General features: G+C 71.9%; 22 protein-coding genes. 10 read left to right on the top strand and 12 right to left on the bottom strand.

Translation table 11 applies throughout. From position 1 onward, the window contains the following. Positions 1–692: 692 nt before the first annotated feature. From AB0C36_RS08790 to AB0C36_RS08775, 4 genes are all read left to right on the top strand, one after another. Positions 693–992: a hypothetical protein gene (locus AB0C36_RS08790; RefSeq protein ID WP_358351317.1), complete on the top strand. Its 300-nt coding sequence runs from the start codon at positions 693–695 to the stop codon at positions 990–992. Between the two features lie 235 nt (positions 993–1,227). Next, positions 1,228–1,689 carry a hypothetical protein gene (locus AB0C36_RS08785; protein ID WP_358351314.1) on the top strand — a complete coding sequence of 154 codons (462 nt, stop codon included), beginning with the start codon at positions 1,228–1,230 and terminating at the stop codon, positions 1,687–1,689. Between the two features lie 289 nt (positions 1,690–1,978). Further along, the gene (locus tag AB0C36_RS08780; RefSeq protein ID WP_358351311.1) at positions 1,979–3,016 is read left to right on the top strand and encodes a 5'/3'-nucleotidase SurE; all 1,038 of its coding nucleotides are present in this window, start codon (positions 1,979–1,981) and stop codon (positions 3,014–3,016) included. Positions 3,017–3,174: 158 nt separating this feature from the next. Continuing rightward, the gene (locus AB0C36_RS08775; protein WP_358351308.1) at positions 3,175–4,044 is read left to right on the top strand and encodes a spermidine synthase; all 870 of its coding nucleotides are present in this window, start codon (positions 3,175–3,177) and stop codon (positions 4,042–4,044) included. Between the two features lie 15 nt (positions 4,045–4,059). Here the strand turns inward: AB0C36_RS08775 and AB0C36_RS08770 are convergent, their stop codons facing one another. From AB0C36_RS08770 to AB0C36_RS08730, 9 genes are all read right to left on the bottom strand, one after another. Then, positions 4,060–4,863, bottom strand: coding sequence for an ABC transporter permease (locus tag AB0C36_RS08770; RefSeq protein WP_358351305.1), 804 nt, complete (start codon positions 4,861–4,863; stop codon positions 4,060–4,062). Further along, positions 4,844–5,779: a 2-aminoethylphosphonate ABC transporter permease subunit gene (locus AB0C36_RS08765; RefSeq protein ID WP_358351303.1), complete on the bottom strand. Its 936-nt coding sequence runs from the start codon at positions 5,777–5,779 to the stop codon at positions 4,844–4,846. Before AB0C36_RS08765 ends, AB0C36_RS08770 begins: the two co-directional genes overlap by 20 nt. After that, on the bottom strand, positions 5,776–6,921 hold the full coding sequence (locus AB0C36_RS08760) for an ABC transporter ATP-binding protein (RefSeq protein WP_358351300.1): 1,146 nt from the start codon (positions 6,919–6,921) through the stop codon (positions 5,776–5,778). The genes AB0C36_RS08765 and AB0C36_RS08760 overlap by 4 nt, the downstream gene beginning before the upstream one ends. 88 nt (positions 6,922–7,009) lie before the next feature. After that, positions 7,010–8,131 (bottom strand): 2-aminoethylphosphonate ABC transporter substrate-binding protein, encoded by a 1,122-nt coding sequence (locus AB0C36_RS08755; RefSeq protein WP_358351298.1) that lies wholly within the window; start codon positions 8,129–8,131, stop codon positions 7,010–7,012. Between the two features lie 60 nt (positions 8,132–8,191). Next, complete coding sequence (locus AB0C36_RS08750; RefSeq protein ID WP_358351295.1) at positions 8,192–8,893, bottom strand: phosphonatase-like hydrolase; 702 nt, start codon at positions 8,891–8,893, stop codon at positions 8,192–8,194. Positions 8,894–9,038: 145 nt separating this feature from the next. Next, the gene (locus AB0C36_RS08745) at positions 9,039–10,169 is read right to left on the bottom strand and encodes a TIGR03364 family FAD-dependent oxidoreductase (protein WP_358351292.1); all 1,131 of its coding nucleotides are present in this window, start codon (positions 10,167–10,169) and stop codon (positions 9,039–9,041) included. A 281-nt stretch (positions 10,170–10,450) separates the two neighbouring features. Next, positions 10,451–11,263, bottom strand: a complete 813-nt coding sequence (locus AB0C36_RS08740; RefSeq protein WP_358351289.1) for a GntR family transcriptional regulator — start codon at positions 11,261–11,263, stop codon at positions 10,451–10,453. Between the two features lie 81 nt (positions 11,264–11,344). Next, entirely contained in the window at positions 11,345–12,568 is a 1,224-nt protein-coding gene (locus tag AB0C36_RS08735) for a glycosyltransferase (RefSeq protein ID WP_358351286.1), read from the bottom strand. Positions 12,569–12,581: 13 nt separating this feature from the next. Then, complete coding sequence (locus AB0C36_RS08730; protein ID WP_358351283.1) at positions 12,582–13,226, bottom strand: TetR/AcrR family transcriptional regulator; 645 nt, start codon at positions 13,224–13,226, stop codon at positions 12,582–12,584. 100 nt (positions 13,227–13,326) lie between these two features. On the opposite strand from AB0C36_RS08730, the gene AB0C36_RS08725 reads away from it, so the two are divergent. The 3 genes from AB0C36_RS08725 to AB0C36_RS08715 all read left to right on the top strand — a co-directional run bounded on the left by AB0C36_RS08725 (position 13,327) and on the right by AB0C36_RS08715 (position 14,398). After that, complete coding sequence (locus AB0C36_RS08725) at positions 13,327–13,752, top strand: nuclear transport factor 2 family protein (RefSeq protein WP_358351280.1); 426 nt, start codon at positions 13,327–13,329, stop codon at positions 13,750–13,752. 56 nt (positions 13,753–13,808) lie between these two features. After that, the gene (locus AB0C36_RS08720) at positions 13,809–14,006 is read left to right on the top strand and encodes a TipAS antibiotic-recognition domain-containing protein (RefSeq protein ID WP_358351278.1); all 198 of its coding nucleotides are present in this window, start codon (positions 13,809–13,811) and stop codon (positions 14,004–14,006) included. A gap of 173 nt (positions 14,007–14,179) precedes the next feature. Further along, entirely contained in the window at positions 14,180–14,398 is a 219-nt protein-coding gene (locus tag AB0C36_RS08715) for a hypothetical protein (RefSeq protein ID WP_358351275.1), read from the top strand. Between the two features lie 116 nt (positions 14,399–14,514). Here the strand turns inward: AB0C36_RS08715 and AB0C36_RS08710 are convergent, their stop codons facing one another. Beyond that, entirely contained in the window at positions 14,515–15,270 is a 756-nt protein-coding gene (locus AB0C36_RS08710; RefSeq protein WP_358351273.1) for a TetR/AcrR family transcriptional regulator, read from the bottom strand. An 89-nt stretch (positions 15,271–15,359) separates the two neighbouring features. Between AB0C36_RS08710 and AB0C36_RS08705 the strand changes: the two genes are divergently transcribed. Genes AB0C36_RS08705 through AB0C36_RS08695 form a run of 3 tightly spaced genes read left to right on the top strand, consistent with a single transcriptional unit; the run spans position 15,360 to position 17,229 of the window. Beyond that, complete coding sequence (locus tag AB0C36_RS08705) at positions 15,360–16,274, top strand: LLM class F420-dependent oxidoreductase (protein ID WP_358351270.1); 915 nt, start codon at positions 15,360–15,362, stop codon at positions 16,272–16,274. After that, a complete protein-coding gene (locus tag AB0C36_RS08700; protein WP_358351267.1) occupies positions 16,271–16,699 on the top strand; it encodes a hypothetical protein in 429 nt (142 codons plus the stop codon). The genes AB0C36_RS08705 and AB0C36_RS08700 overlap by 4 nt, the downstream gene beginning before the upstream one ends. Next, on the top strand, positions 16,696–17,229 hold the full coding sequence (locus tag AB0C36_RS08695) for a Dabb family protein (RefSeq protein WP_358351264.1): 534 nt from the start codon (positions 16,696–16,698) through the stop codon (positions 17,227–17,229). Before AB0C36_RS08700 ends, AB0C36_RS08695 begins: the two co-directional genes overlap by 4 nt. 114 nt (positions 17,230–17,343) lie before the next feature. Here AB0C36_RS08695 and AB0C36_RS08690 read toward each other — a convergent pair whose 3' ends face one another. Further along, positions 17,344–20,922, bottom strand: coding sequence for an ATP-binding protein (locus AB0C36_RS08690; protein ID WP_358351262.1), 3,579 nt, complete (start codon positions 20,920–20,922; stop codon positions 17,344–17,346). Further along, positions 20,919–22,181: a metallophosphoesterase family protein gene (locus tag AB0C36_RS08685; protein WP_358351259.1), complete on the bottom strand. Its 1,263-nt coding sequence runs from the start codon at positions 22,179–22,181 to the stop codon at positions 20,919–20,921. Before AB0C36_RS08685 ends, AB0C36_RS08690 begins: the two co-directional genes overlap by 4 nt. Positions 22,182–22,225: the final 44 nt, after the last annotated feature.

Raw genomic sequence — 22,225 nt, 5'->3', positions numbered from 1 at the left:
CCTGTCTGTGACCCCCGGCGCTGACAGAGCCGGAGGATTTTGTACCAAAGGAATCCCTACGAACACCCCACGACCACCAGACCGGTGACCGCACAATGTACGCCGGGGTTGTTATTTGGCGTTGACTTTTGGCACGCTGTTGAGTTCTCAAGGAACGGACGCTTCCTTCGAGACCCTTTCACCGGTCTCTCCGGGCGTTACGCTCTTCGGTGTTACTGTTTTTCCTGCTTTTCTTCTGCGCTTTCAGCTTAGCACACCGTTTCCGGTCTGTTTCGCTTTCCGCTTTGCCTTCGGAATCGACCCTCGCGGGCTTTTCCCTGCGGCGCTCCAGACTTTAGCGGATCGCATTTCGTTTCGCCTAATCGGCGATCCGGTCTGCCATTCCGAGTCCATCCGGAAGGATCCAGGCACACGCCGACCGCGTACGCAGCGCAGAGCGCGCGACGTACCTCGTTCGAGAGTGGTGCTGCGGATCCCCGCTCGCGGGACCAGCCAGCGGGTGCCTCGGGCACACGCTGTCTCAGGTCTCCCTGCTGAGCGGTGGCATGACTGTACCCACGTCGTCACGCTCTCGCAAATCGAGGTTTGCCTCGCGTGTCCCCTTGGTAGGCCTGGCCTCCGGGCCCTGGCAGGCATCCACCCCAGGTCGGACAAGTCCGTTTCACCGAGCGGATCCCGAGCACGGTTCACTCATGAGGACTACGAGGGCATACCGAACACACGCGAACCCGATCGCGATGGTGATCCGGGTTGTCACGGCCATCGTCGTCGGCATCATCGTCCTGCACATCCTGTTGGTGCTCCTCGAAGCCAACCCCGCGAACGATCTCGTCCGGACGATGGGCGACTGGGCCGGCTCCCTGACCGAATGGTCGGAGAACCTGTTCACACCGGACAGCTACAAGGCCCGCATCTTCGTGAACGAGGGCCTGGCGGCGGTCATCTATGCGCTGATCGGCGGCGCGCTGTCCCGCGCCGCAACACGCTTCTGACCCGCACGTCTTGTCTCACGCCCGACGTCAGCCTGAAGTCAGGCTGACGTCGGGCGAACGTCGGGCTGACGCGCATCAGGAGTCTCGGCGGGACCGGCCGCACCGCGGTCGGCCTCCGGCGGGCGTCACGGAGCTCCGGACAAAGGAGTGCCAGGCGAGCGGGCACGCATCGAAGCGGGCCGAGCAGACTGGTCTCATGATGGTGTCGTCATATGACGCCGACCGGAGGACCTTGATGCCGCTGCTCACGCCCGAGACGTTGGGCGACCTGCTGGCCGAGTACGACTTCGACAACGGCTGCGTGACCCGGGTGGGCATCGACGATCCCTTCACCCCCGGCGGCGCGTCGGCCCGGATCGTGGTCGACGCACGCGACCGTGAGCACGGTTGGCCGTGGACGCCCATCGAGTTCCGGTTGGCCGGCCTGCGGGACTACCGGCTGGAGCACGGCAAGGGCTTCTCCGGGATGCTCTATTTCGACCCGGTCGTGTCCCGGTTCGCCGACGAGACGCACGGCGAACTGCTGTACCTCGACCTCGACCCGGTCGACGGCCCCGGTCAGTACGAGCCGGTCGACGCGGTGGACATCGTCGGGCGTTCGCAGTGCTTCTTCGCCGCCGAGCAGATCTCGTGGCACGTGCTGTCCCCAGAGGAGAGCCCGCGACTCGCGTCGGGTTCTCCCTCCTCGGCCGAGTAGGCCGGGCAGGCAACATCCGGACAGGCGGGCAGGCGGGCAGGCGGGGGTGCGGGCGACTCGCACGTCTGCCCGCTCCCCCTTTGCTCGGCTCCCCCAGCTCGCCGGCTCCTTGGCTCCCGGGTCCGGACCTTCGTGACCGAGGCACGTTCAGCACGCCCGAACCCCGCGCCCGCACATACGTCACCGTATTGACGTTTCCGCAGGTCAGCGGGCGCTGATGTACGATCGGAAGGTCACGTTCCGGTTACAAACCTTTCACTAACTCGGTTTTAACTTCTAGTTTCCCGGCATGCACCTCTCCACCAAGCACCTTGTCCCCGCCATGGCTGCCGGCGTGCTCGCGCTCGCACTGACGGCAAGTGCCTCGGCCGCCCCGAACAACCGTCCCCAGCCGAGCCCTTCGCTCGCCGGCATGAAGATCCTGCTGAGCAACGACGACTCGATGCAGAACGCGCGCCCCGACGGCTCCGACGGGCGCGGCCTCTACGAAGTCCGGCGCGCGCTGTGCGCGGCCGGCGCCGATGTCGTCGTGATGGCCCCGTGGCAGTTCATGAGCGGCGCGGGCACGAGCATGACCGGCAGCGGCTCGCTGACCGTGTCGCAGCGCACCGCGCTGCCGGCCGGATTCGAGAACGACTGCGCCGGTGCCCCCGCAAAGGGCGTCGTCTTCGGCGTGTGCAAGAGCGCGGCCCCGTGTGGTCCGACGACCCCGAGCGCGACACCGGGCGACACCGTACGCCTGGCCCTGCGCGGCGGCCTGGCCGCCAAGGTCGGCTGGCAGAACGGGCCGGACCTGGTCGTCACCGGTGCCAACTCCGGCCCCAACGTCGGCAATGTGACCTACGAGTCCGGCACGCTCAGCGCGGCGATCATGGCCATCGAGAACGGCAAGCCCGCGATCGCGCTCAGTTCCGGCTTCGACCCCGCGACGTTCGGCATCACCCAGCGCACGTACCGCGAGTTCGCCGACTTCGTCCCCGGCTTCGTCGCCGACCTGAAGAAGCGGCGCCTGCTGACCGACAAGTACGCGATCAACGTGAACTACCCGAACGCCGTCGAGGGCAAGGACCCCGGCCGCCCCGTGTGGACCGAGATCGGCACCGAGACGGTGCTCGCCGTGTCGTACAAGCCGACCGGCGACACGTTCGCGGTGGGCATGGGCGACTGCAACACGCCGGGCACGTTCTGCCGCGACGAGGAAAAGCGCAAGTCGGACTGGGCCGAGCTGAACAAGGGCCACATTACCGTGAGCACGGCGACCGGCGACCGCTCGTACACCGGCAACGACGACCTGCGGCTCGAACTGTTCCTCAAGACCGGCCACTGACCGCGCGTCGAGATCGCGGCCCCGGCACGTTTCCGTGCGACGAACGCGCCGGGGCCGCGGTGTGTGCGGCACCGCGCCGCACACACCCGTCACCGGGCGGGGCCTTCTGCCTCTTCGGGCAGGTGCCCCGCCCGGTGCCACGTGCGGATACTGGTTCCATGGCGGAGAAGCAGCGGCGTACGCGAGGCGCACGGGAGAGCGTGCGCGCCGTCGTGGACTCGGGGGCCGTCGAGCTCGTCCCGGATCCCGACCGGCCCCGCGCCTGGACCCTTCTTCTGGACGGGGCACCGCAGTCACACGTCGACCTCGACGACCCGACGTGGCTGGAGTTCGAGTACATCCGCCGCCTGGGGCACATCGTCGACCTGTGCGCCCCGGCGCGGCAGCCGATGCATGCGCTGCACCTCGGCGGCGGCGCGCTGAGCCTCCCCCGCTACCTGGCCGCGACCCGGCCGCGGTCCCGGCAGCAGGTGGTGGAGATCGACGCGCGGCTGATCGCCTTCGTACGTGAGCACCTGCCGCTGGAGAAGACCGCGCAGGTCCGGATCCGCAACGGGGATGCGCGCGAGGTGGCCGCCAAGGCCCCGGACGCGGTGTTCGACCTCGCGGTCGTCGACGCGTACGGCGGCTCGCGCGTGCCCGCGCACCTGACCTCGGTGGAGTTCGTCCAGGAGATCGCGCGCACGCTGCGGCCCGATGGCGTCTACACCGCGAATCTCGCGGACGGCGGGCGCCTCGACTTCGTACGCGCCCAAATAGCAACCGTGGAAGCGGTCTTCCCGCACGTGCTGATGATCAGCGACCCCGCGGTTCTGCGCGGACGCCGCTTCGGCAACGTCATCGTGGCCGCCTCGCGGCGCGAACTGCCCGTCCCCGAACTGACCCGCCGCACCGCGGCCGATCCCTTTCCGGGGCGCGTGCAACACGGCGACGCGCTCGACGACTTCACGGGAGGCGCGGCGGTCGTGGTGGACACGACCGCCGCAAGCTCCCCGATGCCGCCGCCCCGCATCTTCGACAAGCGCTGAGCCGCGGGCGGCAGTTCATTTGCGGGATTCCTCGACGCGGCCTTTCAGCATTCCGACGGCGATGAGCAACACCAGCGTCGCCAGAAGGAGTGTCAGGGTCACCGCGGAACCCAGCAGGACCTTGCCGCGGTCGGTCAGGGTGAACACCGAGACGGGCAGCGTCCGCCAGTCCGCCGGGTAGATCATGACGGTCGCGCCGACCTCGCCCATCGACAGGGCGAGGGACAGGCTCGCCGCGGCCGAGACCGAGGGCAGGAGCATCGGCAGGCGGATGCGCAGGAGCACCCGGAGCGGGCTCGCGCCGAGGCTCGCGGCCACGTCCGCGAAGGCGCGGTCCGTGCGGTCCAGGCCTGCCGAGACGGTGGCGTACGCGAACGCGACGACCAGCACCGCGTGCGCCGCGATCACGATCCACTTGGTGCCGTTGAGCAGCAGCGGTCCGTCGCTGAAGGCCACCAGCATGCCGAGGCCGACCACGACGGAGGGCACCGCCACGGGCAGATGCAGGAGGGCGTCGGTGATGCGTCGCACCGGCCGCGGGGCGCCGCGGGCGGCGATGGCGGCCCAGGTGCCGACGACCACCGCGATCAACCCGGCGGCGAGGGCCGTCTGGATGCTGACCACGAGTGAGTCGAGGTTCGTACCGCCGGTCGCCTCCTGGAAGTTCGCGGTGGTCCAGGTCGCGGGCAGCACGCTGTTCCAGTCCCCCGCGAAGGCCGCGACGACCAGGATGGCGAGCGGCCCGAGGATGACCGGGACGAAGACGACGGCGAAGAGCGCCCAGACGAACAACCGTCCGCTACGCGACCACACCAGCACGGGCTGCTCCTGTCCTTGCGAAGACGAACCGGTAGAGGCCGTAGAGGGCCAGCGACAGCGCGACCTCGACGACCGCGACCACGCACGCACCGGGGTAGTCGAAGGTCACCGCGCCCTTGGCGTGCACGAGCATGGGGAGCGTCGTGACGTCCTTGGCGCCGATGAACAGCACGATGCCGAACTCGTTGAGGGTCAGCAGAAGGGTCAGGCTGCCGCCGGCCGCGAGTGCGGGCAGCGCTTCGGGGAGCAGGACGCGCGCGACCACGCGCATGGGCCCGGCGCCGAGGCTCGCCGCCACGTCGAGGCGTTCACGCGGTACGAGGGCGAACGCGGCGAGCAGCGGGCGCATCACAAACGGCGTGTAGAACGTGATCTCCGCGAGGACCACGCACCACGGCGAATACAGGAAGCCCACGAGCGGCTGTCCCGCGCCGAGTTCTTCCGCGACGGCGTTGAACACCCCCGCCGTGCCGTAGAGGAAGGTGAACGCGAGGGCGATCAGGAAGGACGGGAAGGCGAGGATCGTGTCGACGAGCCGCGATATCAGCCGGGCCCCCGGAAAGGGCACGAATGTCAGCACGACGGCCAGGAAGAAGCCCAGGACGAGGCATCCGAGAGTCGAAAGCACCGCTATCTTCACGGTGTTCCACAGCGCGTCGGTGAACTGGGGCGATGTCAGCACCGAATGCCAGACGTCGAATCCGACGTTGTCGTCCTTGTCGGTGAACGACTGCTTCACGACGAGCGCGAGTGGATAGAGGAAGAAGCCGGCGACGAGGAGCAACGGCGGGAGCAGCCACAGGGCGCCGGTCAGCCCTCGTCGAGATGCCTTGCCGACCGGGCCGCCGGGCGCCGCCGGTTTCGGTGCGGACACCGGTGAGGGGGCCGGCGACGGAGAGGGGATCGTCGCCGTCATGCGACGCCCCCGACGGGCACCAGCACACACGGTTCGGCGGGCAGGCGTACGCCGACCGGTGCGCCGAGGGCGGGCACACCGTCCATCGTCGCGACGTCACAGCGCACTTCGGTGCCCGCGGGCTCGTCGAGCACGCAAGTGAGGCGGTACGTCGCACCGCGCCACTGGGTCCCGGTCAGCACCCCTCGCAGCACACCCGGCGCCTCCGGTTCCGCGATGGTGAGGGTGTGCGGCCGGGCGACGAGCGTCGCCAGGTCGTCCGCGCGGAAGGCGCGCGCCGGGTCGACCGGCACGGTCAGCGGTCCGACGTGCGCCCGGGCGTCGGCGGCGTCCGCCGCGCAGGGGCCGGCCACGCGCGCGGGCAGGAGGTTCGCGGCGCCCAGGAACGACGCGGTGAACTCGCTGGGCGGGCGCCGGTAGAGGCGGTCCGTGGTGTCGATGTCGACGAGCCGCGCGTCGCGCATGACGGCGATGCGGTCGGCCAGGGCCAGTGCCTCGGTCTGGTCGTGTGTGACGTACAGGATCGCCACGTCGGGCAAGTCGGCGCGCAGCCGCTGGAGTTCGCCGAGCAGGTCGGAGCGCAGCGTGGCGTCGAGGGCGGAGAGGGGTTCGTCCAGGAGCAGGACGGGCGGCCGGATCGCGAGTGCGCGGGCGATGGCGACGCGCTGCTGCTGCCCGCCGGAGAGTTCGCGCGGGTAGCGGCGGCCGTACGTCTCCATGCCGACCATGTCGAGCGCTTCTGTGACGCGTCGCGCGGTCTCGGCCCGCGGCACACGTCGCGCGCGCAGGCCGAAGGCGACGTTGTCGGCGACGCGCATGTGCGGGAACAGCGCGTAGTTCTGCACGACGACGCCGATGCCGCGCTTGTTGGGCGGCTCGTGGGTGACGTCCCGACCGTCGAGCGTGACGCGTCCGGCGCTCGGGCGCAGGAACCCGGCAACCGCCTTGAGCGCGGTGGACTTTCCGGAACCGGACGGCCCGAGGAGGGCCACGGTCTCGCCGCGCGCCACCTGGAGGTCGAAGTCCGCGAGCGCGGTGACCTTGCCGTAGGTGACGGTGAGTCCGGTGATGCCGATCGCGGGGGGTGGTGCGCCCGCCACGCCGCTGCCGGTCGGCCGCTCGATCACCACGCTGGTGTCCATGGCGGTTGCCTCCCTACTCGTTGTGGTGCGTCTGCTGGATGCGGGTGGCGGGTGCCGACAGGTGACGTACCGCCGGCACCCGCGTGCGTCAGCGGCCGACGGCCTTGTTGTACGCGGCGATGTCCGCGTCGAAGTCCCTGACGACCTGGTCCCAGTCGGGCGTGTAGATGTCGACGCCCTGCATGAGGGCGGCGATCTCGGTGCCGTTGGCGTCGCCCGGCTTCACGTCCTCACGGGCGGGAAGGCCGCGCGCGTCGGTGCTGAGCGCGGTCTGCGACTCGGTGGAGAGCAGGAAGTCGAGGAGCTTCTGCGCGGCTTCAGGGTGCGGCGCGCCCTTGATGACACCCGCGTAGTACGGCAGCGCGACCGTGCTCTTCTTGCCGGTGTCGTCGGCGGGGAACCAGATCTTGAAGCTCGACTTGTCGTTGTGGATCGAACCGAGGTTCATCTGCACGTCGCCGTTGGCCACGCTCAGCTCGCCCTTGCTGGTCTTGGGCTGGAGCTTGCCGGTCGACGACGACGGGCCGACGTTGTTCTTCTCCAGCTGCTTGAGGTACTCCAGCGCGCCTTCCTTGCCGTAGATGTGCTGGAGCTGCAGCAGCACGGCGGTGCCGTCGCCGGCCTGGCCCGGGGTCGAGTACTGGAGGCGCTTGTCGAACCGGCCGTCGAGCAGGTCCTTGAACGTGGCCGGGGCGGGCTTGGCCTGGTCCGGGTTGTAGATCCAGGACAGGTAGTTGTTGCTGATCGCGGTGTACTTGCCGGCCGCGTCCTTCGACGCCGCCGGGACCTTGTCGGCACACGCGGGGGTGTAGGGCTGCAACAGGTCGGCGCCCACCGCGCGCTGGATGAACGGCGGGAGCGTGACGGCCAGGTCGGCCTGCGTGTTGGTCTTCTCCTTCTCCATGCGGGTGATCACCTCGCCGGAACCGGACTCGACCATCTGCACCTTGATGCCGGTCTGCTTCTCGAACTCCACGAAGCGCTTGGTGTACCAGTCCGCGAGGCCGTCGACCGAGTACACGGTCACGGTCTTGGCGTCGGTGGATGCGGTGTTGCCCTTCTCGGTGCACGCGGGTGCGCCGGAGGAGGCGGGGGCCTGCGGCTTGCCGTCACCGGCATTGGACGTGTTGTCGGAACCGGTGCCGCCGCACGCCGCGGCGGTGAGCGCGACCGCGCCGACTATGGCGGCCTTGCCGAGATACCTGCGCATCAGACTTGTCCTTCGCTTCGTCGGGGGAAGTCGGGCCGGGAATGCGGGTGCAACTGGGCGTCAGCGGCCGGGGGTCGCCGCCGGGTCGCCGAGGACCACGGCGGGCAAGTCCCGTACCGAGTCCAGGACATGGGTGGCCCCCGCCTGTTCGAGGGCGGCGCGGTCGTGGGCGCCGGTCAGGACACCCGCGGCCACCGACGCACCGGCGCGCAGCCCGCACAGCACGTCGAAGGCGGTGTCGCCGGCGGTCGCGACCGCGCGCACGTCGTCGACTCCCAGGCGCAGCACGGCGGTCAGGACGAGGTCGGGGTACGGGCGGCCGCGTCCCGCGTCGGCGGGGCACAGCACCAGGTCCGCGATCGAGGTCCAGCCGAGCGCCTTGAGGATCGCCTGCTGCGTGTCGCCGCCGAACCCGGTGGTGAGCGCGACCTTGACGCCTGCCGTGCGCAGTTCGGCGATGGCCTCCTCGGCCCCGTCGACGGGCGCGCAGGCGCCGCCCGCCACGAGGTCGCCGTACGCCGCCTCGAACGCCGCGTTGGCGTGCTGCGCCCGGTCCTCGTCCTGGTCGAGCAGCGCGCGGAACACGCTGATCTTGCTCTCGCCCATCGTGTCGTGGACGTACGCCAGCATGCGCGCGTAGTCGTCGCTCCCCTCGGCGACGCCGACGGACGCGATCGCGCGCGTGAAGGCGGCGACGACCAGGCCATCGTCGGCGACCGTGGTCCCCGCCATGTCCAGGACCACAAGTTGGGTGCGCGTCATGGCTTCTCCGTCCGATTCCTTCGATGTCCCAGGTGGGTTGGTGGTCCGCCGCCGAGGCGTGTTCGGTCGCGGGGGAGGGCAGGTGCGGCAGCGCGGCAGTGCGGTTCAGCGGGTTCGGCAGGTGCGGCAGGTACGGCAGCGCCGGTCAGAAGCCCGCGCGTTCGGCGGTGTCCTCGGCGATCGCCGGCGAGCAGGTCATCCCGCGGCCGCCCGGGCCGGTGACGAGCCAGGTGCCGGGGGCGACTTCGCCGCGGTGCACGATGGGGTCGCCGTTCTCGGTGGTCTGCGCGTAGACACCGGCCCAGCGCCGGCGGATCGCCGGCAGCGGGCGGCCGAGCAGTTCCTCGGCGACGTGCGCGAGATGGTCGTAGGGGTCACTGACGACGTCGAAGGCGAAGGGCTCGGCGTATTCGTGGGTGTCGCCGATCGTGAGGGAGCCGTCCAGGCGCTGCACCATGAGCAGCTGCATCTTGTGTTCGGCGGGCACGGCGTCCTGCGGGCGGGCGGCCACCAGGCGGTCCAGCTCCGGTCCCTGGTAGGCCGGGTAGTAGCGGAAGCTGTCGCCGTCCGCGACGGCGGTCGGCAGCGCTTCGCCGAGCGGGTCGGTCTGCATCATCTGGAGCCGGACCCGGCGTACCGGGGCGGCGGGTTCGAGCTCGCGCACCAGCCCGGTGAGGTTGGCGCCGGGGCAGAGCAGGACGAGGTCGGCGTGGTGCCGGTCGCCGTGGTCGTCGCGTACGCCCGTCGTGCCGCCAGCCAGGAGGTCCCGCACCTCGCGGCCGGGCATCCAGGTGTACCGGCCGCTCGCCGCGAGCGCGCCGCGCAGGGCGGGCAGGGCGACGCGCGACTCCACCGCGCCGTCGCGCTCGCACCACAAGGCGGCCTCGAATGTGCCGCGCAGTGCCGGGTTGAGGCCGCGGGCCTCTGCGGGGCCGAGCACCTTCAGACCGCGCTCGGTCGCATCGGGCAGCGCCAACGCCGCCTCGGCGACCGCGAGTTCGTCGGCGTTGCGGCAGACCGTCAAGGATCCGGCGGGCCGGAAGCCGACCCCGGGCACCTCGGCGCCGATCCGCTCCCACAGTTCGCGGGCTCGGACGGCGGTGCGCAGTTCGTCTCCGCCGGCCCGGCCGCCGACCCACACAAGGCCGAAGTTGCGGACCGAGGCGCCGCGCGCCTCGCGCTCGCGCTCGAGGTGGACGACGTCGTGTCCGCGCCGGACCGCCTGCCACGCGTGCATGGTTCCCAGCACGCCACCCCCGACCACGACGATCCGCACGTTGCGCCTCCCGGCTGTTCATGTCCGGGACGGCTCTCCCGGCTGGACGGTGACCAGCGTGCGCGTGGTCGGTGCCGAGAATGCGGAGGCCGTGTGTCGCCTGAATGAACAGCCCGTTAAGGTCCGGACCTGTTACCTCTTCGTTATAGATCCCAGGCGCAAGACCATACGAACCCCCGCTCGTGGAAGTGGTTTAGCCACGCTCTGCGGCAACTGCCCCGGTGTGCTGCCGCCCTCTTTCGGCCGGAGGCTGGTACGCGGTCCTCTGGGGCCGCCGATCCTCAGGTCGCGGCGCGCAGGCGGGTGGCGAAGCCGATGCGGTCCCCGCGGAAGAGCTGCCGTACGCGCTCGATGGGAACCCCGTGCGGGTCGTACGACGTGCGCATCGTGAGCAGCATCGGCAGCGCCGGGTTGGTGCCGAGCAGCAGCGCCTCGCGCGGCGCGGCGAGCACCGTCTCCACGGTCTCGTCGGCCTCCGCGAACACAACTCCCAGGTCCTCCTGGAGGCAGCGGTACAACGACTCTTCCGGGCGCAGCACTTCGAGGATCGTCGGGAAGCGGTCGAGCGGGAGGTACGTGCTCTCCAGCCCTATCGGCTCCTCGTCGGCGAGCAGCACCCGCTCCAGGTGCACGGTGAGGTCGCCCGGCCGGATCCCGAGGCGCTCCGCGAGGTCGGGCTGCGCGACGTGGTGCTCGACCGTGACGACCCGCCGCCCGGGCGTCATGCCCATCGAGCGGACCGACTCGGTGTAGCTCGCGAGGCTGAGCGGCTGCACGAGCTTGGGCGGGGCGACGTAGGTGCCGCGTCCGCGCGCCGAGCGCAGGCGGCCCTCCATCACCAGTTCGGCGATGGCCGAGCGCAGGGTGCTGCGCGCGACCGAGTACTCGGCGGCCAGCTCGCGTTCGGGCGGCAGCAGCGCGTCCTCGCCGAGTTCGTCCATGAGCCCGAGCAGCCGCATTTTGACGGCGTACGACTTGGGGACGCGGCCGTGTTCGGGGATGCCGTCGCGGTAGGGACGCGCGGTGGAGTCCGGCGGCGCGGGCGTGATCGGAAGCGCGGGACGCGCGGGACGTACGGGCGGCTCGGCGGACATGGCCCCGAGCCTAGATCGTGTCTTCAAATTCTCGCCGGGCCCGCGACGGCCGGCGGGCCTTGGGTCTTCCCGCCGGTCCGTTCAGCGGCCCGGCGCGTCGCGCGAGGATTCCGGGGCCGGGTAGGTACGGCCCTTCCACGCGGCGCCGCGGCCGCGGGCGTGCCGGATCGCGGAGTCGACGGTCATGCCCAGGTAGAGCGTCGCTGCGAAGGGCAGCAACAGGGCCTCGTAGGCGGGGCGTCCGTAGTAGCGGACCATCGGCACGTACGTTGCCGTCATCAGCGCCCAGACCGCGAGGCCGAGCAGCGCGAGCGGCCACGCCCCCGCAATCGCGCCGACGACCAGGGCGACCGGGGCCGCGAGGTAGACCAGGGCGAGGCCGAACACGGTGCCGACCAACAGCAGCCACGAGTGCCGCAGTTGGGCGAACGCGCTGCGCGAGACCATGCGCCACAGGTCGGCGAGCGCGGGGTACGGGCGGACGCTGTCGACGTGCACCGGCCACCACTCGGTCGCGTGCCGGCGCGGCGGGTCGGCGAGCACCAGCCGGATCCGGCCGCCGCCGCGCTTGACCAGCGTGCCGAGCGAGACGTCGTCGATCACCGCGTCGCGGATCGCGTCGATGCCGCCGGCCGCGGCGAGCGACGTGCGGCGGACCAGGACGCACCCGCCCGCGGCGGCGGCGGTCCTGGACTTGTGCCGGTTGACCCGGCGGAACGGGAACAGCTTGCCGAAGAAGTAGACGAACGCCGGCACGATGACGCGCTCCCACCCCGTGGCCACGCGCAGCCGGGCCATGACCGAGACGAGGTCGAGCCGTTCGTCGGCGGCCTCGGCGACCAGGCGGGCCAGCGAGTCGGGGGCGTGCGCGATGTCGGCGTCGGTCAGCAGCAGGAATTCGGCGTCGCCGGCCAGTTCGACGCCGTGCCGGACGGCCCACAGCTTGCCGGTCCAGCCGCTCGGCGGCGGTCCGGGCGTGGTGACGGTGAGCGGGAGGCGTACGCCGGGCGCGTCGCCGAGCGTACGGGCGAGTTCGCCGGTGCCGTCGCTGCTGCCGTCGTCGACGAGGATCACCCGCGCGGAGCCGGGGTACTTCTGGGCGAGCAGGGTCGGCAGCGCGGCGCCGATGATGTCCGCCTCGTCACGGGCCGGGACCACGACGGCGACCGACGGCGGTTCGGCGGGCGGCGTACGCGAACCCCGCGGCGCGAGGCGCGTGTCGGTCCGCCAGAACCCGCCGTGCGCCAGCGCGAGGTACACCCACGCCGCACCCGACAGGGCGGTGATCCACAGAAGCACGTCCACGAGGCACAGCCTGTCAGGCGCGGGGACCCGGCGCTCGCACCCTCGCCCGCACCGCGCCTTCGCCGGCGTCCGGGTCCGAACCCAGACCCGTGTCCGCTTCCATGTCCGCGCCCGCACCCGCACCCGCGAGAGCCGCCGCGGCACGGTACGCGGTGCGCGCGGGCTCCGGTCCCGGGTCCAGCGCCGCGACCGCGATGGCCCCCTCGGTGAGCAGCATGAGCTGGTCGGCGAGCGCCGGGCCGCCGCCCGTACGCTCGGCGACCTCGCCCAGGAGCCCGCGGAGCGCGCGCTTGTGACCGCGGACGATGTCGAGCACGGCGTCCGAGGTGTGCCCGAGTTCGCCGAAGGCGTTGGCGAACGCGCAGCCCCGGAAATCCGGTTCGCCGAACCAGTCGGCGAGCCAGTCGTAGACCGCGCGGAGCGGGTCGTCCGGTGCGGCCGCCACCGCCGCCCGCAGATCGCCGAGCCACCGGCCGTCGCGCCGGGCGAGGTAGGCGGCCACCAGGTCGGCCTTCGCCGGGAAGACCCGGTAGAGGCGCTTGAGCGGTACGCCGGACGCGGTCCGGATCTCGTCCATGCCGACCGCCTGCACACCGCGGGCGTAGAACAGCGGCTCCGCGGCGTCGAGCAGGCGGTCGCGGGCTTCGGCGTCGTCCACAGGGCCCTCCCTTGCGGTGAGAACGATCGTTCTCTACCGTAGCGGACATCGCGGAGAACGCTCGTTCTCGCGCATCGGACCGCCGACCCGAGGAGTCGCCGTGACCGCCGTACGCCCGCCCGTCCCGCCGTTCACCGAGGCCACCGCCCGAGCCAAGGTGCAGGCCGCCGAGGACGCCTGGAACACCCGCGACCCGGAACGCGTCGCGCTCGCCTACACCGAGGACTCGGTCTGGCGGAACCGCGACCGGTTCCTCACCGGGCGCGCCGAGATCCGCGCCTTCCTGGCCGAGAAGTGGGCGCGCGAGCTCGACTACCGGCTGCGCAAGGAGTTGTGGGCGTACACCGGGAACCGCATCTCGGTGCGCTTCGAGTACGAGTGGCACGACGCCGACGGCCAGTGGTGGCGCAGCCACGGGAACGAGCAGTGGGAGTTCGACGACGACGGGCTGATGCGCCGGCGCGAGGCGAGCATCAACGACATCCCCATCGAGGAGGACGAGCGCCGCCTCACCGAACACGCTTGACCTTGCCGCCGCGTCGACTTCCAGCGTGGCAACCGCTTCCCGACCGACGACCGCGCATGCCGGCGGTGGTCGCGGAGCACTGCGGACGGGTGTCGGCGTTCTGGACGCCGGACGCCGACGCGTACAGCGGGCTCGGCCGGCTGTACGTCGACGACCCGCGCTTCCACGAGGTCTACGACGGCACTCGCGCGAGGCCGGCCGACTACCTGCCCGACGCGATGACGGCCTACGCACTGGTGCATCGCGTCGACTGATCCGCGCCCGTTGGGCCGTTCGGCGGTACTGCCGTTACCCCGTGCAGATGAATCGGTCTTTAATCACTCAAATGCCCTCAAGCCAGGCGGCCAGTCAGCCGAAAGTACCGACGCGGGGGTCTGTAACGGCCGACGTGGTCGCGACGGCCACCGGCCAGAAGGGCGGTGCCCTCATGGGTGATACCAAGTCCAAGTCGTGGGGCCAGGGCTATCCGGTCGGAACGCGCGTGCGCGTTCAGGTCGGCCTGAGCGCGGGTGAGCTGGGCGAGGTGGCGGACGTCTACGGCGACGCCCACCGGCCGCCGATCGCCCCCTTCCGCTGGTACGGCGTGCGTCTGCTGAACGGCCTGCGCCCGCTCTACCGGCACGACGAGCTCCAGCCCGTGCACTGAACCGGGCGGGCCGGTCGACACACCGACCGGCATCCCGGTCCTGAAGGGCCCTTCGGGCCCGCGTCAGGACAGGGCCGATACGCGTACGCCGACCGCACACAACGCGGAAGCGACAGCTAGGAAGGTCCCGGCGCCGTCAACATCGCGACGACGACCCGGACGAGATCGGCCCGGAACGCCGCACCCTCAACCGGTCGCGGCCGTCCCGCCTGGACGTGCCGCGCCCGGTCGGCGAAAGCCGAGCCGACCAACATCACCATGAGCTCGACGCGCTCCCTCGCGAGAGCGTCGGGCAGCACCGCGCGGCGCACGCCGTCCCCGGGACCGCCGCCGCCCGTCCGCACCAGCTCGGCGACCCGGGTGAACACACCCCACAGCACGCCGCCGGCCAGCGTCTCGTGCGGACGCCCGTCCCGGAACCCGGTCTCGTGCGCGAGCTGGCTCACGATCCGCAGGCAGTCCCGCCCGCTCTCGTCGCGCAGCTCCGACGCCTCCGCCTCGATGTACGCCGCGACGAGCCGGGTGAGCTCCGTCGCTCCGCCGCCCGCCTTTGCGGCTCGCGCTTCCGCGGCCTCCGCCTCCGCGCCGCCGTCCTCGGGCGGTGCCAGACCCACCGCGAGGGCGCGCTCGACGCGTGCCTGGTGCTCCGCGAGGATCGCCCGCAGCAGCCCGTCCCGGGATCCGAAGTGGTAGTGCAGCGCCGAGGAGTTGGCCTGCCCGGCCCGCTCGGTGATGTCCCGGGTCCGCGCCCCGTCCACGCCGTGCTCGGCGAACAGCTGCTCCGCCGCGCGCACCAGTCGGCGCCGCGTCGTCTCGGCGGCGGTCCGCGTCCGTCCACGTCCCGCCGACGCCTCGGTCGGTCTTGTAGTCACGCCCACAACCGGATATTAATCGATCCCATTAGTCAGCCATCTCATCGTCGCGGCACACGGCGCGGCAAGCACCAAGGGCGAGGATCCCCATGCTCAGACTCGGCATGATGGCACCGTTCGCGGACGGATTGATCACTTCCGGCGGTTTCCTGCGCGACTTCGCCGGAACGCTGGAAGAGTGCGGCGTGGAATCCCTGTGGACCGTGGAACACGTGGTCATCGCGGAGAACTACGAGCCGCTGTACCCCTATTCGGAATCGGGCCGCACGCCCAGCGGCGGCGAGAACGTCCCGATGCCCGACCCCCTGGAGACCATCGCGTTCCTCGCGGGCGCCACGGGCACGCTGCGCTTCGGCACCGCGATGGTCGTCGCCCCGCTGCACAGCCCGGTGGTGCTGGCCAAGCGCGCCGCGACGATCGACCGGCACTCGGACGGGCGCCTCATGCTCGGCCTGGGCATCGGCTGGCAGAAGGAGGAGTACGCCGCCGTCGGCGCGCCGTATGCCGACCGCGGACGCCGCCTGGAGGAGACCATCGGCGCGATGCGGGCGCTGTGGGCCGACGCCCCCGCGTCGTACGAGGGACGGCACGTGTCCTTCAGCCGCCTCAACTCGCTCCCCCGCCCCGCGTCCGGCGCGGTGCCCGTCGTCCTCGGCGGCAACAGCGACCCGGCGGTGCGGCGGGCGGGCCGGATCGGCGACGGCTGGTTCCCGTACACGATCACCCCGGAGGACTTCGCGACGCAGGCCGCGCTGCTGCGCGAGACGTCGGCCGAGGCGGGCCGGGCCGCGGACGCGGTCGAGATCACCGCATGGCCCGGAAGCTGCGACCGCACCCGCGAGAACGACCCGGCCTGGGTCCGCGGCTACACCGAGCACGGCGCCACGCGCCTGGTCGTCGCCCCGCGCATCGCGGGCGACGACGGCCTGCTCGGCCCGCGCGGCCTCGACGCGTTGCGCGACCAGATCGCCCGCTACCGCGACGACGTGCTGGACAAGCTGTGAGCACGGCACCGGCAGCTCCGACGGCCGGGGCAGCGGTGCCGGCGGTGCCGGCGGTGCGCATCCACGACACGGTCGTGCTGCACCGCGGCGACGCCGACTCCTGGACCGAGCGCCTGCGCCGCGAGTACGCCCCCGGTGCGGCACGTCGGGGGCTCGCCCTGGAATCGGTCGCGCGTGAGCACGTGGGGACGGACACGGTCGCCGTCCACATCCTGTGGACACTGCCCGGCATCCGGGCGTTCTTCGGCATGCGTGCGGCAGCGGGCACGGACCCGTCGGTCGCGGCGTTCTGGTCCGCGACCGACAAGATCGCGGTGAGCCGCGAACGCCGTGTCACCGCCCCGGAACCGGTCGTGGATCCAGCCGTGGATCCGGCTCTGGATTCGACCGTGGATTCGCCCGTCGACGGGGAGGTTCCCGCATGACCCGCTGGGTGGCTCTCGCCCCGGCCGAAACGCCGGTCCCGGACGGCGCCGTCGGCGGACCCGACCTACCCGGGAGCGTCGGAGGCACCGGGGCGACCTGGGACTGCACCGGCGACCGGCCGCCTCCGGGCGCGTCCGAGGCGGTTGCCCTGGTGCCCGTACGCGCCAAGGCCGTTCCGCTGGACGGCCGCCGCGTGAAGCGCACCCTGCTGCTGACCGTGCGCGCGGGCGCCGACGCGGACGCCGTCGCGCGGTTCGAGGCCGACCTCATGGCGATGCCGGACCACATCACCACGATCCGGGGCTGGGCGCTCAGCCGGGTCGACCAGGACCGGACGCCGTCGGCGTGGACGCACGTGTGGGAGCAGGAGTTCGCCGACGTCGAGGGGCTGACCGGCGAGTACCTGACGCACCCGTACCACTGGACGTACGTGGACCGCTGGTTCGACGGGGAGGTGCCGGGTTCGATCGTGGAGCCGCGCCTCGCACACCTGTTCCGCTGGACGGACGGGCCGGTCCTCGGTCTGTAGCACCGCCGGGCACCCACCCGGTCACCACGCTCGGGACCCGTGGACCCGTGGACCCGTGGACCCGCGGGTCCACCGGTTCGCCGCTCCGGAGGATCCGCGGGTTCCGGCGCGCCTTCAGTTCGCGGAGAACACCGGCAGTTCGTGGACGTGGGCGCGGCCCTGCGGAAGCGCCGTGCGCGCCAGGTCGCCCAGGTGCTCGTGGTGGGTGAACAGCACGATCTGGAAGCGGTCGGCCATCGAGTCCAGCACGTTCAGCAGCGCCCGCGTGCGGCCGTCGTCGAAGGTCATGGCGATGTCGTCCAGGATCAGCGGCATCGTGCGGTCGGCGTCCGCGTAGCGCTCCAGCGTCGCGAGCCGGAGGGCCAGGTAGAGCTGGTCGCGGGTGCCCTCGCTCATCGCCTCGACCGGGACCGGCTCGGTGTCCGGGTCCGCACCGGCACGCCGCGCCTTGAGGACCGGGCTGCCCTTCTTGGCCTCGGTCTCGGTCACCAGCGCGGTGAACCGGCCGTCGGTCAGTGCCGCGAACAGGTCCTGGGCACGCATCAGCACCGGGTCCTGGTTCTCCCGGCGGTACTCGTCGATACAGCGTTGCAGGACCACCCGGGCCAGTTCGAGGCGCACGTACTGCTCGACGTCCACGGCCAGTTCGGCGACCTGGGCGGACGCCGCCTCCTGCGCCTGGGCGGCACGCGCCGAGTCGTCGATGGCCGCCAGCACCTGGCGGACGCGGCCCAGCTCGGTGCCCGCGGCGTCGTACGCGGCCTGCGCACGCTCCACGTTCGTGGCCAACTGGAGGAGTTCGGCGTCCAGGTCGGCGGGGGTCCAGTCCCCGGCCAGCCGCTCCAACTCGGCGACCGGCATACCGCTGTCGCGCAGCAGCCCTTCGACGGCGGCCAGTTCGTCGCCGGTCTCGCGCAGGGCGACGGTACGCGCCACCGCCTCGCGCAGCGCCGCGGTGTCGGCCACACCGACCGCCGAGACCAGCGCGGCGAGTTCGCGTTCGGCGGCCTCGGCGACCGCGTCGCCGTTCTCGATCCGGCGACGCAGCCGCTCGGCCTGGGCGGCGTGCAGTTCGCGGGCGTCGCGGGCCGCGCGGGCCCGGGACAGCGCCTCGTGGTGCTCGGCGACCTGGCTGAACCGAGCGGCACCCGCGGCCGGTTCGCTCTGCCACGCGGTGGCCAGCAAGCCCGCCAGCCGCGCGTCGAAGTCGGCGATACGGTCCGCCGATTCGTCGCGGCGCCGGGTGGCCTCCGCGACGGCAAGGGCCTCGCGTCCGACCTCGGCCAGCGTGTCGACGGCCGCCGCCAGGCTCTCCGGCTCGTAGCCGTCCGCGTATCCGTCCAGGTCCAGATCGCGGACGACCGCCGCCCAGACCACTTCCCAGTCCGCCCGGGCCTTTTCGGCACGGGCCAGGTCCGCCCGGACGTCCTCGAGGTCGGCGGCGGCGGACCGCTCCTTCGCCTCAGCCTGCTCGCGGGCCCGCAGCGTGTCGGCCACGGCGGTGACGCGCAGGTCGGCGAGGCCGGTCAGCTCGCGCAGCGCGGTGGCCGCGGTGGATTCCCCGAACCTCGCCAGCTCCGCATGGAAACGCGTGACGAGCTCCGCCTCCCGCTCGCGCAGCTCACCCAATGTGTGTGCCGCGGCGGCGGATTCACCCACGACCTCGGCGAGTTCCACGATGCCGTCGAGCAGTTGGCCCGCCGCGGCAGGCTCGGGCACGGCGATGCCGAGCGCGGACCATTCGGTCCACAGCGCCGTCCAGTCGGCGGCGGCCTGCTTGCCGCGCTCGACCAGGACCGCTTGCTCGTCGGTCAGCGACAGCATGCGCGCGCGGTCCCGCTCGACGCCGACTTCCAGTTGCAGGCGCCGCACCGACTCGCTCGCCTGGCGGCGGATCCGGTCGGCGAGTTCGTCCGCGCGTGCGACCGCGCGCTCGAAGGCGTCGGCTGTCGCGTCTGCCGTCGCGGCATCCCTGGCGGCGTCCGCCGGGCTCTCCGCCGGGCCGTCCGTGGCCTTCGCCGAGCTGTCCGTGGCCTTCGCCGAGTCGGTGCGCCCGGCCGTCCGCAGTGCGGTCCACAAGGCGTCCCGGTCGTTGCGGGCGGCACGCAGCTCGTCGTCGGTCGGGGGTGTGTCGCCGCGCAGCAGGACTTCGAGGTCGGCCTCGGCCGTCTTGAGGCGCTCGGCGGTGTCGTCGCGGCGGCCCGCGAAGGCTTCCGACTCGGTGCGCAACTTGTCGATCCGGGCCCGGTGTTCGGCGATCAGTTCGCGCGCGGGGCGGGGGAGGCGTACCGCGTCCGCGTCGCCGACGGCTTCCAGGCCGTGCCGGGCGCGGGCCGCCGCGGCCTTCGCGGTGGTCTCGGCGAGCCGCTGCTCGTGCCGGGTGATGTCGGCGACCAGGCCTTCGGGGACGGAGCGGAGCAGCGCCCGCAGAGCCTCGGCGTCGCCGACCGTGGGCATGTCGTCGAGGGCGGCGCGGGCCGACTCCCACTTGCCCTCCCGGCGTATGACCTGTTCGCGGGCCGCGGACAGGGCGGTGTCCAGCACGGTCAGGTCGCGGCGCAGGCCGGCGATGCGCTCGGCGACACCAGGACCCAGCGCGTACGCCTCGGGGTCGTCGACCGAGCGTCCGGGGCGCACCCGGTCGAGGAGCTCCTGCGCGTTCCTCCGAAGCCCCCACAACTCGTCCTCGGCACGGGCGAGTTGGGCGGACGCCTCGCGCACCGCGCTGACGTCGGCGTGCAGGGCCTCGATGGTGTCGCCGTGGTCGAGGTACACCGTGTCGACCTGGAGCGAGGCGAGTTCGGCCTCGGCCTCGCGCAGGGCGGCGCGGTCGTGCTCGGTGTCCGTTCGGGCCTGGCGCAGGCGCTGGGCGGCCCGGTCTAGTTCGTCGACGACGTCATCGCCGACGACCGGTCCGGTGCCCGCCAACCTGTCCCGCTCGGCACGCAGTTCGGCGCGCAGCAGGAGTTGCGGAAGTGCGGCGCGCACCTGGCCGAGCCGGGCCTGCCGGGCCCTGACCTCGCGCAGGTCCCCCTCCAGGCGGCCGTATTCCTCCTCGGCTCGGGTCACGGCCTTCTCGGCGACCGCGAAGTCCCGGGGGGCGAGCTCGTGTTCCTTGACCTCGCGGCGCAGTTCGCCGAGCCGCTTGAGGGCCGTGTTGATCTTGCGCTTGCCGTTCGGGCGCCACAGTTCGCCGGACTTCTCGATGAGCGCGTCCTGCACGTCGGCGAGCCTGCTGCTGGAGCGCGACTCGAAGAGCGCGCGGCCGACATCGCCCTTTCCGTCCAACAAGTCCTGTCCGCCCGCGCGGAGTTCGTCGTGGTCCATGGCGAACACCTGGGCGAACTCCTGCGCTCCGATGTCGGCGAGGACGCGGACCAGGTCGGCTTCGGCGATCGGCGTGTCGTCGGGCGCGCACAGCGAGTTCTTCAGCCGCTTGTGCCGGACGATCTCCAGGTGTTGTCCGCGCGCGTCGCGCAGCAACCCGCCGAGGCGCATCGCGGACATCACGTGCACGAAGTCGAAGGTGCTGCGGTGGTCGATGCCGTACAGGAGTTGTCCGACGGCGTAGCGGGCGGTGGACTTGCCGGCCTCGTTCGGGCCGCTCACCAGGTGTACGCCGGGCGCCGAGAGGTCCAGGCTCCGGTCCGTGAAGCAGCCGAACGCGGTCAGGTCGAGCCGGTCGATCCTCACGCCGTCCCCCCGTTGCCTTGGCCCCGCCCGCCGCCGACCATCGCCGCGAGCAGGTCGACCGCCTCGTCGAAGACCCGGGCCCGCCACTCCGGATCGTCCACGCGCACGCCGTCGGAGTCCACCGTGGCGCCGACCCCGCGCAGGCCGGGCAGGCCGCGGATGAGGCGTTCGAGCGCCGCTTCGTCCTCACCTATCGCCGCCGCGGTGGTACGCAGGTCGCCGAGCAGGCCGACCAGACCGCCCGCGGCGTCCGGTTCGGTCGCGTGCGTCGTCGCGGCCCGCACCTTCTCGACCCAGACTTCGTCCAACTCACCGGCAGCAGCTCGGAGTTCGTTCTCTATGCGGTCGTGGTCCCGCCACAGCTCCTCGTGTGCGTCCGAGGGGCCGACGAAGCTGACGCGTACCGCGAGCGGACGGCCGTCGGCGCCCCGCACGGCCTCGCGGATGCCCTGCTCGGCAAGGCCGAGGGCGGCGTCGACGTCGGCCGCGCGCGAGCCGTCGACCTCGACGTGCGCCCAGCGCACGACATCGAGGTCGCGGTGCTCGGTGGTGAGGACTGCGCCGTCGGCGGTGATGAGCGTGGCGCCCTTGGCCCCGGTCTCGCGGGCGTGCCTGCCCTGGAGGTTGCCGGGGAAGACGATCCAGGGGTCGCCGTCGCGCACGACCTGGCGGGCGTGGATGTGTCCCAGGGCCCAGTAGTCGTAGCCGCGCGCGATCAAGTCCTCGACACGGCAAGGCGCGTACGTCGCGTGTCCGTCGGCGCCTTCCAGCGCGGTGTGCAGCAGGCCGATGTTGAGGTATCCGTCGCGGGCCTTGGGGTACGCGGCGGCCAGGTTGTCCATCACGGCCTGCTCGGCGAACCCCTGCCCGTGCACGGCCAGTCCGATGTCGTCGTACTCGATCGTCTCGGGCTGTGCGGTGCTGAAGCGGTGCACGTTGTCCGGCAGCCGCAGTTCCTTGGTGATGCGGCTCTGCGCGTCGTGATTGCCGGCCACCATGCAGACGGGTATGCCCGCCTCGCGCAGTCGCTGCATCTGCGAGCCGAAGAACAGGCCGGTGCGGTAGTCCTTCCAGTCGCCGTCGTAGACGTCGCCGGCGAGCAGCACCGCGTCGACGCGCTCGTGCAGCGCGAGGTCGACCAGGTTCTCCAGCGCGCGGCGCACCGCGCCGCGGAACTCCTCGGCGGGAGCGCCCGGGTAGCGGGACAGGCCCTTGAGCGGGCTGTCGATGTGCAGGTCGGCAGCGTGCAACAGCTTCATCCGGCCGCTGACCCTCCATCCGGGCGGTTGATCCACGAGTCACC

The organism is Streptodolium elevatio, assembly GCF_040649515.1.
In the GTDB taxonomy this organism is placed as follows: domain Bacteria; phylum Actinomycetota; class Actinomycetes; order Streptomycetales; family Streptomycetaceae; genus Yinghuangia; species Yinghuangia elevatio.
This window is presented reverse-complemented; position numbering and strand designations above follow the sequence as displayed.